Raw genomic sequence first — 13,401 nt, 5'->3', positions numbered from 1 at the left:
CCTGGGGGTGTTCCGGGTGGTGGCGCCGGGGGTTCTCCGGGTGGTGGCGCCCGGCGCGGGAGCGGGGCCCGCCTCGGTGACGGCGACCGATTCGAGCACCGCTTCGGTAGGCGTGCCGGCGGCGGTGGTCGGACCGGTGGCGACCGGGTTGACCGTGGCCGCCGCCCCGGTCAGCCCGCCGCCCGCCGTCCCGTCCCCGCCGATTCCGCCTCCGGCCGATCGGGCGGCAGCGGCCCGGTCCGACAGCGGCTGGTCGGCGGCGGCTTGGCCCGACAGCGACTGGTCGGCGGCGGCTTGGCCCGGCGCGGATTGGTCGGTGGTGGCGGTGGCCTCGGCGAGCCGGATGTTCTCCCGGCGGAACGTCTCGTAGATCTGGCTGAGTGACTGTTTCTGGGCCATGGTCAGGTCCGGGTCGGCGGCGATCGCCGCCAGCACCCCCGGCCCGTCGCGGTCGTCGAGCAGCCCGGCCCGCAGGTACATCGCCGGGGTGGAGACCCGCAGCGCGCTGGCGAGCTGCTGGAGCACCTCGGCGCTGGGCTTGCGGAGACCGCGTTCGATCTGGCTCAGGTACGGGTTGCTGACCCCGGCCTGCTCGGCCAGTTGCCGGAGCGAGATCTTCGCGTTGCGCCGCAGGTCACGGATGAAGCCGCCGACGTCGCGGGGCAGGTCCTTCGGGGTCGCCATGGCCCGACGCTAACCCGCTCTGCTAGCTCCTGCAAGCAGAATGCTAACCAGAGTTAGCGACGTCTCAGCCCGCCGTCGCCCGGCCGGGTCGGCCGTCCGGTAACTTCCCCGGGTGGCCATGATCGAAGTGAACGGCGCCCGACTCGGTTACGACGACACCGGCGACGGCACGCCTGTCGTCCTGCTGCACGCCGGGATCGCCGACCGGCGGATGTGGCGGGCCCAGACCGCCGCCCTCGCCGCCCGGCACCGGGTGGTCGCCCTCGACCTGCGCGGGTACGGCGAGTCCGAGCTGCCGCCGACCCCGTTCGCCCACCACGTGGACGTGGTCGGGCTGCTCGACGCGCTCGGAATCGCGCGGGCGGCCCTGGTCGGCTGCTCGTTCGGTGGAGCGGTGGCGATCGACACGGCCCTCGCGTACCCGGAGCGGGTCGACGCGCTGGCGCTGCTCGGCGCCGCCGTCACCGGTCACGAGTGGTCGGACGAGACCAACGACATCTGGGAGTCCCTGGTCGGCGACGTCGACCCGGCGGACCACCGGGCCAGCGCCGCCGCCGAGGTGCGGTTCTGGGTGGTCGGCCCGCGCCGCCGGCCGGAGGACGTCGACCCGGAGCTGCTGCGCTCGGCCCAGGAGTGGGACGAGCGGGCGCTCGCCACCGAGGCGGCGCTCAGCGCCGTCGACGTGGCCGTGCTGGATCCGCCCGCCGCCGGCCGGCTCGCCGAGCTGCGGATGCCGGTGCTGGTCACGGCCGGCGCCCTGGACCTGCCGGACATCAGCCGCCTCGCCGACCTGATCGCGGCGACCGCCCCCGGGGCGGTCCGCCTGCCCGACGTGCCCGACGCCGCCCACCTGCTGCCCGTGGAGCGCCCCGACCCCGTCAACGCCGCCCTGCTCGACTTCCTCCGCTGACCGGAACGGGTCCGGCCGACCCGCTCTGACCGGAACGGGTCCGGCCGACCCGCTCTGACCGGAACGGGTCCGGCCGACCCGCTGACCGGTCAGCCCAGCGGGACCGGGCGGACGGCTCCGACCGGGACGCCGCCGCCGTACAGCGGGAGTTGGGCGTACTCGTCGAGGATCGGCGCGTCCTGTCCGAGGTGGCGCAGGGCGGAGACGAGCACCGGCAGCCGGGCGCGGGGCGTACCGTCGTCGATCTTGACGGCGACCGCGCCGACGCCCGGCAGGCCGACCGCGATGATCCCCTCCGCCCCGACCTTGGCGAGCGCGCCGGGCAGGCCACGCATCAGCCGGGTGTCCTCCGCTCTCGTCCCGCCGACGAGAGCGGGGTGGGCGCGCATCGCGTCGGCGACCCGCCGTTCGGGCGTGCCGGGGGCGGCGGACACCAGCCGCAGGAACGCCCCGGCCAGGCCGGTCAGCGAGACGGCGAGCACCGGGGCGCCGCAGCCGTCCACGCCGACCGCCGTCGGCTCCTCGCCGGCGCAGTCGGCCACCGCCGCGCGGATCCGCTGCTGCAACGGGTGCCCGGGGCGCTGGTAGCCGTCGGTCGGCCAGCCGGCGGCCAGGCAGGTCAGCAGCATGCCGGCGTGCTTGCCGGAGCAGTTCATGCTCAGCCGGGCGGGGCCGCCGCCGGCGCGCAGCACGGCGCTGCGGGCCGCCTCGTCCAGCGGCAGGTCGGGCGGGCAGGCCAGCGCCGTCTCGTCCAGCCCGGCCGAGGCGAGCAGCGCGGCCACCCGGGCGCGGTGGAAGTCCTCCCCGCTGTGGCTGGCCGACACCAGGGCCAGGTCGGCCGGGTCGGTCAGGGGGAGGCCGGCGGCGAGCATGCCGACCGTCTGCATCGGCTTGTTCGCCGAGCGGGGGAAGATCGGACCGGTGACGTCGCCGACGGCGACCCGCAGCGCGCCCGACGCGTCGAGCGCCGCCACCGAGCCCCGGTGCAGACCCTCCACGAAGCCGGACCGGACCACCTCGGCGAGCAGCGCCCCACCCGCGTACGTCGTTCTCACAGGGTGGAACGGTACCGGTGTGTCGGGCCGGACCTGACCGGCCCCTACCTGCGGATGCCGAGAAGCTGGCGGGCGTCGGTGGGGGTGAGCGGGGGCCGCTGGGCGATCTGGGCCAGCCCGACCGCGCGGGCGACGAGTTGCATGTTCGACTCGACGGGCTGCCCCTTGGCGTACGTGACGGTGTCCTCCATGCCGACCCGCAGGTGCCCGCCGGTGGCGAGCGAGGCCAGCATGACCGGGATGGCGGAGCGGCCGATGCCGGTGGCCGAGAAGGTGGCGCCCTCCGGCAGGTCCCGTACCGCCTGGCGGCACGCGACCAGCGCCTCCGCCGTGCCCGGCATGCCGCCCGGCACGCCCATCACGAAGTCGACGTGCACGTGCCCGCCGGCCGGGAGGCCGTGCCTGCCGAGCAGCCGTTGCAGGGCGGTGAGGTGCCCGAGGTCGAAGATCTCGTACTCCGGCACGATGCCCCGCTCCTGCATGCGGGTGTGCAGGTCGACGATGAACTCCCAGCGGTTGAGGAAGACGTCGTCGCCGAAGTTGAGCGTGCCCATGGTGCAGGAGGCCATGTCCGGTCCGGCGTCGAGCACGGCGAGCCGGGCGGCCTCCGGGTCGGTGACCGCGCCGCCGGTGGAGAGCTGCACGATCAGGTCGGTGCCGTCGCGCAGCGCCGCGACCGTGTCCCGCAGCCGCCCCGGGTCGAGGGTGGGCTTCGCCTCGTCGTCGCGGATGTGGACGTGGATCACGGCCGCGCCGATCGCCGCGCACTCCTTGGCGGTCAGCACCAGCTCGTCGAGGGTCACCGGCAGCGCCGGGACGTCGGCCTTGGCCGACTCGGCGCCGGTCGGGGCCACCGTGATCAACGTCGGGGTCGTCATGCCGGCGATCCTAGACGCCGCCGCGCCGCAGGTCGACCGCCTGCTGAACGGTCGATCAGGCCGGATCGACGGCGGCGGCGGCCTCGCCCACCAGCAGTCGGGCGTCGTCGGGAACGTTCCGTTTGACCACGGCGAGGGCGATCTGACCGAGCTCCCAGTGCTGCACGGCGGTGCCGAGGAAGCCGACCGCGCGGCCGTCGTGGGTCACCGGCGTGCCGGCGGCCGGCAGCCGGTCGGTGGTCACGCCGTCGAGGTGCAGCAGGACGAGCCGACGCGGCGGACGCCCCAGGTTGTGCACCCGGGCCACCGTCTCCTGACCCCGGTAGCAGCCCTTGGCCAGGTGCACGGCCGGGGCGATCAGGTCCACCTCGGCGGGGATCGTCCGGTGGTCGGTGTCCACCCCGACCCGGGCCCGGCGGGCGGCCACCCGCAGCGCCTCGTACGCCCACAGCCCGGCGACCGGCACGCCCGCCCCGCGCAGCGTGCCGACCACGTCGGCCATCGCCTCGCGGGGCACGAGCAGGTCCACCCCGAGCGGCCCGCGTCGCGCCCAGCCGCCGACGGGCAGCGGGCGGACGTCGTACCGGACGGTGGGCCGGGCCGGCACCGCGCCGGTGGCGAACTTCGGGCCCGGCACCGCGACGGCGTCCGGCTCGGCCAGCCCGCCCCCGGCGGCCACGCCGAGGGCGGCGAGCGCCTCGACCGAGCCGGGCCCGACCAGGGCGAGCACCGCGTGGTCGGCGGTGGCGTCACGCGGGTCGACCTTGCTGAAGAACCGCATCCGTTCCAGGTACGTCAGCAGGCCGCCGGTGTCGCCCGGCTCGGTGTCCAGCCAGGTGGTCGTGCCGTCCTCGGCGACCATGGCGTGCTGCTCGACGTGCCCGTGCGGGGAGAGCACCAGCAGCTCGCTGCCCTCGCCGGCGGCCAGGTCGGCCAGGTGCTGGGTGGTCAGGGTGTGCAGCCAGGCGGCGCGTTCCTCGCCGGGGACGGCGACGACGCCCCGGTGCGACCGGTCGACCAGGCCCACCTCGGTGGCGAGGATGCGCTGCTCACGTAGCGGGTCGCCGTAGTGGGCGGCGACGCTGCGGACGCCGGCCGCCGCGTGCGCCGGCTCGGGTTGGTCGCGGCTGCTCTCGTCGATCCGTTCGACCGCCACCGCGCCCGGAATGTCGATCATGCCCGCCTCCTGCCGTCACCGTTCCCACGGTCACCAACGTCCCGACCGCCGCCACCGTTCCCGCCGCCACCAGCGTCCCCGCCGTCGCCGGCCCGGCCTTCGCCCGCACGGCCGTCACCCGCGCGGCCTTCCCCGGCCCGGCTGTCACCCGCGCGCTCGTCGTCGGCACGGGCGGCGCAGTCGCCACAGACGCCGAAGAGGGCCACGTGCCCGATGTCCGCGCGGAACCCCCGCTCGGCGGCCAGCCGGTCACCCACCGGGCGCAGCAGCTCCGGCTCCACCTCGTCGATCGTGCCGCACTCCCGGCAGACCAGGTGGATGTGCTGGTGCTCCCCGGCGGCGTGGTAGGTCGGCGAGCCGTGCGAAAGGTGGGTGTGCTTGACGACGCCGAGCTTCTCCAGCAGCTCCAGGGTGCGGTAGATGGTGGTGATGTTCACCCCGGCGGCCACCTCGCGGACCGCCGTGTGCACCTGTTCCGGTGTGGCGTGCCCCAGATCCAGCACCGCCTGGAGGACCAACTGCCGCTGCGGGGTCAGCCGCAGGCCGCGGGCCCGCAGCATCTCGGCCAGGGAGGGTTCGGACACCGTCCGATCATAGTTCGGCCTCCGCGTGGGTCCGGCCGCACGCGGCGGTACGCCACTACGCTGGGCATCCGTGACCGAACCGAAGCGGGTGGCGGTGCTGGGCCGGGGCCTCGTCCCGGTCCACGAACCGGTGCTCCGGGCGGACGACCTCGGGGCGCTGCACGGCGACGGGCTCTTCGAGACCCTGCACGTCCGGCGGGGGCGACCGTGGCTGGCCGACGAGCACCTGACCCGGCTGGCCCGCGCGGCGGCCGGCGCGGAGCTGCCGCTGCCCCCGGTCGGGGCGCTGGCCGGGCTGCTGGACACGATCTGCGCGGGCTGGCCGCCCGAGGTGGAGGGCGCGCTCCGGCTGGTCTGCACCCGGGGGCCGGAGGGCGGCGGGCCGTCGACGGTCTACGCCACGCTGGGCGAGGTGCCGGCAGCCGCCCGCCGGGCCCGGGAGACCGGGGTCAGCGTGGCCACCCTGCCGCTCGGCGTCACCGCCGACGGCCGCGCCGGCCTGGGCTGGCTGCCGACCGGCGGCAAGTCCATCTCGTACGCGTCGAGCACCGCCGCCCGCCGCTGGGCCGCCCGGCGCGGCGTCGACGACGTGCTCTGGGTCTCCACCGACGGGTACGCGCTGGAGGGCCCCACCGCGAGCCTGGTCTGGCTGGAGGGCGGCACCCTGTGCACGGTGCCGCCGGCCCGGACCGGCGTTCTGCCCGGGGTTACCGCCGCCTGGCTGCTCGCCCACGCCGCCGAGCTGGGCTGCGCGGCGGCCGAGCGGATGACCACCCCGGGTGACCTGCGCCAGGCCGACGTCGCCTGGCTCACGTCCTCGCTGCGCGGGGTGGCCGAGATCCGTACCCTCGACGGGGTCGGCCTGGGCCGGCAGGTCTCGCCGCACACCCGCCGGTTGCAGGCCCTCCTCGGGCAGCCCTAGCCGGCCAACCGGATCAGCCGGCCACCCGGATCAGCCGGGCGGAGAGGTGCGGGGTGAGGGGGTGGCCGACGGCGGCCATGTCCTGCGCGTACAGCAGGGCGCCCTCGACGATCCCGAACAGCCGGTGCCCGGCGGTCACCTCCTTGGCGGTGGCGGTGCGCACCACCGCGTCGGTGACGAACTCGAGCTGGGTGCCGGCGCGCTTGCCGATGTGCAGCTCCATCACGCCGGTGGGGACGCTCATCAGCGCCTCCAGCTCGTCGGTGGCCCTGCCGGCGCTGTCGAGCACCGGACGCCACCAGCCGATCTCCCGCCCGGCCGGGCGGATCGGGCGGGACTCGTCGTCCAGCAGCCACGCCCGGGACTCGTAGTGCAGGAACGGCCGGCCGTCGTGGCTGATCCGGATCTCCTGGGCGTAGTCGAAGTCCTCGACGGTGGGGAACCCGCCCCGGCCCCGACCCCGCCACACCCCGACGTACGGCAGCAGGGCGTCGAGCGTCGGGTGCAGCTTCGGCCCGACCCGCAGGTCGTGGCTCTCCTCGTACGGGTACGGGTCGACCGGTGGCGCGTTCAGCCAGGGCGGCGGCGCCAGGGGGTTGTCGCTGTCGCTCACCGGACCACCTTCGTCACGCTCACGCTCACCGGGCTTCACCAACGACCTCTCGACATCTTCACGGCCAGGTAGACGAGGCCACCGGCGAGCGCGCCGAGGCCGGCGACCAGCAGGCTGACGAACCCGATCTCGGTGACCACGCCGGCCATCCTATGCTGGCCCCCATGGCACGGACTCTCGTCGTCAAGGCGACCGCGGGCGCGGACGCTCCGGAGCGGTGCGCGCAGGCCTTCACCGTCGCCGCCACGGCCGCCGCCGCCGGGGTGGACGTCTCCCTCTGGCTCACCGGCGAGTCGACCTGGTTCGCGGTGCCGGGCCGGGCGCAGGAGTTCACGCTGCCGCACTCCGCCCCGCTGGCCGAGCTGCTGCACGTGATCCTGGCCAGCGGAAAGGTCACCGCCTGCACCCAGTGCGCGGCCCGCCGCGACATCGGGCCGGACGACGTACTGCCGGGGGTACGGATCGCCGGCGCGGCGGTCTTCGTCGAGGAGGCGATGGCCGAGGGCGCCCAGGCCCTCGTCTACTGACCGTCGCCCCCGCTCGCCGGAAAGGCGGGACGGGCTCACCCGATCACCGCCCGGTACGCCGGAAAGATCCCTACGATTCGGGTGTGGGCAGGCCGACCGAGCAGTTCTTCGCGACGCTGCCGTCGCGCGCCCCGACCGTGCTCCGAGAGCCGATCGACGGCGCCCTCCAGATCAACCTGAACACCGACGGCCACACCGAGCACTGGCACGTCGAGCTGCACACCGGCGCCGTCCGGGTGTGCCGCGACCTGCGGGCCGCCGACACGGTGTGGCGCAGCAGCGCGGCGCTGTTCGACCGGCTGGTCACCGGGGAGGCCCAGGGCATCGCCGCGCTGCTGCGCAACGAGACCACCATCAGCGGCAACCTCCTGCTGTTCCTGGCCTTCCGACGGTTCTTCCCCGCGCCGCCCGGCACCCGTGACCCGCGCGCCGTCGCCCGGGAGCGGCCAGGGCCGGGCATCCGCCCGCAGACCGGACGGCCCGGGTGAAGCGGCTGGTCAGCATCCTCGACGGCAACACGTTCCTGGTCAGCGACCAGCGCGGCGACGTCGAGCCCGCGCTCGACGTCGCCACCGGGCTGTTCTCCTTCGACACCCGGTTCCTCTCCACCTGGCTGCTGACCGTCGACGGCGAACGTCTGCGCGCCCTCTCCGTGGACGAGTCGAAGGCCCACCGGATCCGGTTCTTCCTGGTGCCCGGCCAGCCCACGCACTACCTGGACGCCCGGGTGTCGGTGATCCGCACCCGGACCGTCGGGAGTGGTCTGGACGAGGAGCTGACGGTGCTGAACCACGCTGGGCGGGAGGTGTCGTTCACCGTGCGCCTCGACATGGCCTCCGACTTCGCCGACCTGTTCGAGATCAAGAACGTCCGGGCGGAGCGGGGTCGGGCGACGGCCACCGTCGAGCCGGACGGGCTGCGGCTGACGTACCAGCGGGACCAGTTCCGCCGGGAGACGGTCATCTCGACCAGCTCACCGGGGCAGGTCGACGAGCGGGGCGTCACCTTCGTCATCCGGTTGCCGCCGCACGGCGAGTGGTCCACCCGGTTGCGGGTGGGGACCGTCGTCTACGGGGCGCGGGGCGAGGACGTCCGGGCCACCCTCCCGCTCGGCGGTGGCCGTACCCCCCTGGCCATCGAGCAGGAGCAGCGGGAGCTGCTGAAACGCGCGCCGAAGCTGGACTGCGACTGCGAGCCGCTGCGCACCGCGTACCAGCGCAGCCTCGACGACCTGGCCGCGCTGCGCTACGAGTCGATCGCGCTGGGGGTCCGGCTGCTGGCCGCCGGACTGCCCTGGTTCATGACCCTGTTCGGGCGGGACAGCCTGCTCACCGGGCTCCAGGTGCTGCCGTTCCTGCCGGAGCTGGTGCCGCCGACCCTCTCCATCCTGGCCGGGCTCCAGGGCACCCGGGTCGACGACTTCCGGGACGAGGAGCCGGGCAAGATCCTGCACGAGCTGCGGTACGGCGAGACCGCCGGCTTCGAGGAGCAGCCGCACTCCCCCTACTACGGCGCCGCCGACGCGACCGCGCTGTTCGTGATCCTGCTCGACGAGTACGAACGCTGGACCGGCGACGCCACCCTGGTCCGCCGGCTGGAGTTCCCGGTACGCGCCGCCCTGGAATGGCTCGACTCGTACGGCGACCTGCTCGGCACCGGTTACGTCTGGTACGAGACCCGCAACCCGCAGACCGGGCTCCAGAACCAGTGCTGGAAGGACTCCTGGGACGCGATCTCGTACGCCGACGGCCGGCTGCCCGGCTTCCCGCGCGCCACCTGCGAGCTCCAGGGCTACGCGTACGACGCGAAGCGGCGCGGGGCCCGGCTGGCCCGCACCTTCTGGCAGGATCCGGCGTACGCCGACACGCTCGACCGGCAGGCCGACGCGCTGAAGGAACGCTTCAACCGGGATTTCTGGATCGCCGACCGGGAGTACTACGCGCTCGCCCTGGACGCCGACGGCCGGCAGGTCGACGCGCTCGCCTCCAACATGGGGCACCTGCTGTGGAGCGGCATCGTCGACGAGTCGAAGGCCCCGGCGGTCGCCGCCCACCTGCTCGGCCCACGCCTGTTCTCCGGCTGGGGGGTCCGGACCCTCGCCACCGACCAGGGCCGCTACAACCCGATCGGGTACCACGTCGGCACGGTCTGGCCGTTCGACAACTCGTTCATCGCGTGGGGCCTGTGGAAGTACGGTTTCCGGGAGGAGGCCGGCCGGATCTGCCAGGCGATGTGCGACGCGACCGGCTACTTCCGGGGCCGCCTGCCGGAGGCGTTCGCCGGCTACGACCGCACGCTGACCGACTACCCGGTCGAGTACCCGACGGCGTGCAGCCCGCAGGCGTGGTCCGCCGGCGCGCCGCTGCTGCTGCTGCGGGTGCTGCTCGGCCTGGAGCCGCAGGGCGAGCACCTGATCATCGACCCGGTCGTGCCACCCGGGATGGGCCGGCTGGAGCTGCTCGACATCCCCGGCCGCTGGGGACGCGTGGACGCCCTCGGCCGCAGCCGAGACTCCTGACTCCCGGCCGCCGGTCGGGATCCGCCGCGCCCGGCCCGCCCCCGACCCGCTCCGCCTCAGCGGCAGCCGGAGGTGGCGGTGACCGTGGGCGGGTCGTCGCCCAGGTGGGCCTGCACGGTGACCGACCCGACCCGGTACGCGTACACGTCGGCGGTGTCGGCGACGACGGACCCGCCGGCCAACGCCCCGAGCGCGGCCGCCTCCGGCGACGCCCCGGGGCCGCCGGCGGACGGCGACGCCGTCCCGGGGCCGCCAGCGGACGGCGCCGGTTCCGGGCCACCGGCGGGCGGCGGCCCCGCGTCGACCGTGGCCCGCGCGGTGCGCAGCAGCCCGTCACCGTCCGGGCAGGGCACGGCGACCAGATCCGGCTGGTCGGCGGCCGGTCGGCCCAGCGCCCGCAGCGCCGCGCCCACGGCGGCGACCTCGGCCTCCGCGCCGGTCACCGGAGCCGACGGGTATCCGTCGCCGACGGGACGGCAGCCGGTGTCGGCGGTGAGCCGCAGCGCGCCGTCCTCGGTCCGCCGACCCCGCACGGTGACGAACTCCCCGGCGTCGGCCCGCAGCCGTGGCCCCTCCCGGGTCAGGATCACCCCCGCGTCGTACCGGTCGGGCAGCGTCCCGGCGACCCGGTCCAGCAGGTCGTCCGGCTCCACCCCGACCACCCGGACGGTCACCGCCCGCTCCAGCGTCCCGCCGTCGGAGAACGGCGTCACCCGGCAGCCCCGCTCGACCCGGGCCGGTTCGAGGGCGACCAGCGCGTCCGGGCCGGCGGCGGCGACCAGGTCACCGATCGCCCGGTCCACCACCGGACCGGCTTCGGCGAGGGTGCGCTGCTCGCGCACCGTCGGCCCGTCCTCGCGTACGGAGAGCCAGGTCAGCGCGGTCAGCAACAGCGCCCACAGGACGGTGGCGACGACCAGCCAGCGCGGCAGGCCACGCTCCGGCCGACTGGGACCACTGGGCGGGACGTACCCGGTCTGGACCGCGCTGTTCACCCCGCCATGCTCCCACGCGCCGTTCCGGCCCCGGTCGAGGCTTCCGTGCCGGCTGCTGATCCGCCAGGCGACGCACAGAAAGTACGCCACCAGAAGCCGACAGTGAACGACAATGGTAAGCGTCCATTCGCTGCCCCTTCGGTACGTACGCTCGAAAGCATCCAGAAAGGCCTCAGCAAGATGAGTCCCACAGCGGCGTCAACCACGGCGAGAGGACCAGCGATGGGCACCGCCATCGTCAAGACCCGTGAGGAGCTGATCGAGTGGCGTCAACGGCTGCTGGACCGGGTCCACATGGACAAGGACACCCTCTACGAGCTGGGGCGGAACTTCGACCTGCGCCCCGACGAGCGCAACATCTACGAGATGGTCCGATCGATCGGTTACCTGCTCGGCGATGACGACTGAGGGCCAGCGGGCCACCGGCGACCTTGTCGGGCAGGCCAGCGCCTTCGCCGACGACATCACCAGTCGGGTGCACCGCATCGTGCGGACGAGCAAGCGACTCTCCGCCCTCCTGATCCCCGGCAGGACCGGTAGCCGGGTGATGGTCGGCATCGTCGAAGGCGACGACTTCGGAACGTTCCCCCTGACGATCGACGGCAAGCACCGCCTGGACCTACAGCTCAAGTTCAACTGTTGCCTGGATTCCACCGGCCGGCACCTCACCACCGAGGCGTCATGGACGCACATCACCCTGCGCGGCGACAAAGCCCCACTGTTCCGGTACGAGTACGTACGCGAGGATCAGAAGGGGATTCCCTGTGCCCACCTGCACGTGCACGGGCATCGCGACGAGTTCGCTTTCATGATGCAGGACAGCGGGCGGGGCCGGCCGACCCAGCGCCGACGCCGCCACGAAAATTCCGAGAATGGCCAAATTCCACTTCCCGCTCGGCGGGCACCGCTTCCGGCCATGCGTCGAGGACGTCCTCCAGGCGGTGATCGAGGAGTTCAACGTCGACACGGTCGATGGTTGGCGGGCCGCTGTGGAGACCGGCCGTGAACAGTGGCGTCGACTGCAGCTTCTGGCCGCCGTCCGCGATGCCCCCGCCGTCGCGGCGAGCGCCCTGGAAGCCCTCGACTACAAGGTCGTGCAGCCCGCATCCGCTCCGGCCGGCAACCCGAAGCGACTCCGCTCCTTCTGACACCCCATCGCTTTGGTGGAATGACGATGCGGTGATCGGCCACCCGGATCCGCCACTGGCCGACCTCCCCGACGAGCTTCTTGGCACCTGGCGGTCGAGCCTCGTCCACCAGGCCCTCAATCGCCCGTAATACCCGACGCCTGACCTTCTCATCAAGTTTTCGATCTGCTTCCGCGCGCGTCGGGTCAGCTCGACAGACCACGCCATTCGGCGAAGTCCCGAACGACCTGCGCCAGCGGAATCCCAGATCCGTCGAGAGACCGACGTGTCATGGCTGCGCTGGCTATCGCCGCGTCGGCCGCGTCCTCGATCTCCTCCAGAATGCGGTCGATGGACTCCCGTATCGCCCGTCTGGCGTCCTCGTCCTCGTCGGCCACGGCCGCCCACATCCGCCGGCATGCCTCCCGGACCTGGTTCTCCTGCGCTTCCCAGAACGCTTCAAGATCGTCAAGATCGCTGTGCTCCGCCACGGCAGTGGGCACGACGGCTGCCACCCGACGACCCTTACGCGTCAGGTAGACGACCTTGCCGCCCTCGGCCTGCTCAACAGCCTCGACCGGGGCGGGCGCATGCTCAGGAATCTCGTATCTCGTACGCATAAGCTGCGGTCATGAGCCGGATCGTAGCTCACCCGCCCCGCTCAGCCCATCCGATCGCCGCCGCCCGTCAAGATCGCACTACTTCCCACTTGCAGTGGCCTCAGGACGCCATGAGGCCACTACTGCTCGGATTCAGCACGATCTTGGTGGAGGCGCCGACGAATACAGGCGACAGAGCTCACTGATTGAGGGCGACTCGCGCGGCACTACGACCGGGAACGCCGACCGCAGGGCGTGGAGGCAGCGGTCAGGGTTTGCGCATCCAGGTGTCGGGGTGCGTGACGAAGACGCCCTTGCCCTGATGGCGATCGATGACTTCCAAGGCTTCCAGACGCACGAAGACAAGCCTGATGGTCGATGCGCTCACACTGTGCTTCTCGCACAGCTCGGCGATGGACGGCAGCTTGGCCCCCGGTCTCATCCGACCGCTACTCACGTCGGACATGATCTCGTTGGCGATCTTGAAGTAATCCGGCAATGCAGGCATGACTCTCCTCGCGTGGCACGCCAATTCGATCACGACCTGATACGCGGAACAAGCCGAAGACGCCTTCAGTGCGCAGGTCGACTTACGCAACCTCAGTACCTATGTTGGTGGGCGAGTGCTCCTCGCGTGGCAACGAACGGCGCTCATCCCCTGTCGGGGCGGGCCGCGGGTCAACGGCGGTCCGCCCCGACCTCCAGCGACTTCGCCCCGGGCAGGGGTCTTCTGCCGGGGCGGGGATCCTCGCCGAAGGGTGGTTCGACCGTGCGCAACCTGCTTCGACGGCTCCGCCGCAACACCCGTCCAC

General features: G+C 73.4%; 15 protein-coding genes and 2 pseudogenes. 7 read left to right on the top strand and 10 right to left on the bottom strand.

Features of this window, described 5'->3' with window-relative positions; all coding sequences use genetic code 11:
- Positions 1–324: 324 nt before the first annotated feature.
- Positions 325–684 (bottom strand): annotated as a pseudogene (locus tag O7606_RS27680) (helix-turn-helix domain-containing protein); the annotation flags it as partial.
- A 118-nt stretch (positions 685–802) separates the two neighbouring features.
- Between O7606_RS27680 and O7606_RS22875 the strand changes: the two are divergent.
- Entirely contained in the window at positions 803–1,594 is a 792-nt protein-coding gene (locus O7606_RS22875; protein WP_281599820.1) for an alpha/beta hydrolase, read from the top strand.
- 89 nt (positions 1,595–1,683) lie between these two features.
- On the opposite strand, the gene O7606_RS22870 is transcribed toward O7606_RS22875, so the two are convergent.
- The 4 genes and pseudogenes from O7606_RS22870 to O7606_RS22855 all read right to left on the bottom strand — a co-directional run.
- A complete protein-coding gene (locus O7606_RS22870) occupies positions 1,684–2,649 on the bottom strand; it encodes an asparaginase (protein WP_281596074.1) in 966 nt (321 codons plus the stop codon).
- Positions 2,650–2,693: 44 nt separating this feature from the next.
- Positions 2,694–3,527, bottom strand: a complete 834-nt coding sequence (locus O7606_RS22865; RefSeq protein WP_281596073.1) for a 3-keto-5-aminohexanoate cleavage protein — start codon at positions 3,525–3,527, stop codon at positions 2,694–2,696.
- Positions 3,528–3,582: 55 nt separating this feature from the next.
- Positions 3,583–4,704 carry a folate-binding protein gene (locus O7606_RS22860; protein ID WP_281596072.1) on the bottom strand — a complete coding sequence of 374 codons (1,122 nt, stop codon included), beginning with the start codon at positions 4,702–4,704 and terminating at the stop codon, positions 3,583–3,585.
- A 185-nt stretch (positions 4,705–4,889) separates the two neighbouring features.
- Positions 4,890–5,264: pseudogene (locus tag O7606_RS22855) on the bottom strand (Fur family transcriptional regulator); the annotation flags it as partial.
- 94 nt (positions 5,265–5,358) lie between these two features.
- On the opposite strand from O7606_RS22855, the gene O7606_RS22850 reads away from it, so the two are divergent.
- Positions 5,359–6,210 carry an aminotransferase class IV gene (locus O7606_RS22850; RefSeq protein WP_281596071.1) on the top strand — a complete coding sequence of 284 codons (852 nt, stop codon included), beginning with the start codon at positions 5,359–5,361 and terminating at the stop codon, positions 6,208–6,210.
- A 13-nt stretch (positions 6,211–6,223) separates the two neighbouring features.
- Here the strand turns inward: O7606_RS22850 and O7606_RS22845 are convergent, their stop codons facing one another.
- Positions 6,224–6,823: an FABP family protein gene (locus O7606_RS22845; RefSeq protein ID WP_281596070.1), complete on the bottom strand. Its 600-nt coding sequence runs from the start codon at positions 6,821–6,823 to the stop codon at positions 6,224–6,226.
- Positions 6,824–6,858: 35 nt separating this feature from the next.
- Positions 6,859–6,963, bottom strand: coding sequence for a small membrane protein MtfM (mtfM, locus tag O7606_RS22840; protein ID WP_281596069.1), 105 nt, complete (start codon positions 6,961–6,963; stop codon positions 6,859–6,861).
- A 12-nt stretch (positions 6,964–6,975) separates the two neighbouring features.
- On the opposite strand from mtfM, the gene O7606_RS22835 reads away from it, so the two are divergent.
- The 3 genes from O7606_RS22835 (at position 6,976) to O7606_RS22825 (ending at position 9,868) form a co-directional block, all read left to right on the top strand.
- Positions 6,976–7,350, top strand: a complete 375-nt coding sequence (locus O7606_RS22835; protein WP_281596068.1) for a DsrE family protein — start codon at positions 6,976–6,978, stop codon at positions 7,348–7,350.
- A gap of 83 nt (positions 7,351–7,433) precedes the next feature.
- The gene (locus tag O7606_RS22830; RefSeq protein ID WP_281596067.1) at positions 7,434–7,838 is read left to right on the top strand and encodes an SCP2 sterol-binding domain-containing protein; all 405 of its coding nucleotides are present in this window, start codon (positions 7,434–7,436) and stop codon (positions 7,836–7,838) included.
- On the top strand, positions 7,835–9,868 hold the full coding sequence (locus tag O7606_RS22825) for a glycogen debranching N-terminal domain-containing protein (protein ID WP_281596066.1): 2,034 nt from the start codon (positions 7,835–7,837) through the stop codon (positions 9,866–9,868). Before O7606_RS22830 ends, O7606_RS22825 begins: the two co-directional genes overlap by 4 nt.
- A 56-nt stretch (positions 9,869–9,924) precedes the next feature.
- On the opposite strand, the gene O7606_RS22820 is transcribed toward O7606_RS22825, so the two are convergent.
- Positions 9,925–10,953: a hypothetical protein gene (locus O7606_RS22820; RefSeq protein ID WP_281596065.1), complete on the bottom strand. Its 1,029-nt coding sequence runs from the start codon at positions 10,951–10,953 to the stop codon at positions 9,925–9,927.
- Between the two features lie 132 nt (positions 10,954–11,085).
- On the opposite strand from O7606_RS22820, the gene O7606_RS22815 reads away from it, so the two are divergent.
- A complete protein-coding gene (locus O7606_RS22815; RefSeq protein WP_281596064.1) occupies positions 11,086–11,271 on the top strand; it encodes a hypothetical protein in 186 nt (61 codons plus the stop codon).
- Positions 11,272–11,735: 464 nt separating this feature from the next.
- Complete coding sequence (locus tag O7606_RS22810; RefSeq protein WP_281596063.1) at positions 11,736–12,011, top strand: hypothetical protein; 276 nt, start codon at positions 11,736–11,738, stop codon at positions 12,009–12,011.
- Between the two features lie 185 nt (positions 12,012–12,196).
- Here the strand turns inward: O7606_RS22810 and O7606_RS22805 are convergent, their stop codons facing one another.
- Positions 12,197–12,610 (bottom strand): hypothetical protein, encoded by a 414-nt coding sequence (locus tag O7606_RS22805; RefSeq protein ID WP_281596062.1) that lies wholly within the window; start codon positions 12,608–12,610, stop codon positions 12,197–12,199.
- A 247-nt stretch (positions 12,611–12,857) separates the two neighbouring features.
- On the bottom strand, positions 12,858–13,097 hold the full coding sequence (locus O7606_RS22800; RefSeq protein WP_281596061.1) for a winged helix-turn-helix domain-containing protein: 240 nt from the start codon (positions 13,095–13,097) through the stop codon (positions 12,858–12,860).
- Between the last annotated feature and the right edge of the window lie 304 nt (positions 13,098–13,401).

Source organism: Micromonospora sp. WMMD882 (assembly GCF_027497255.1).
Classification (GTDB): domain Bacteria; phylum Actinomycetota; class Actinomycetes; order Mycobacteriales; family Micromonosporaceae; genus Micromonospora.
This window is presented reverse-complemented; position numbering and strand designations above follow the sequence as displayed.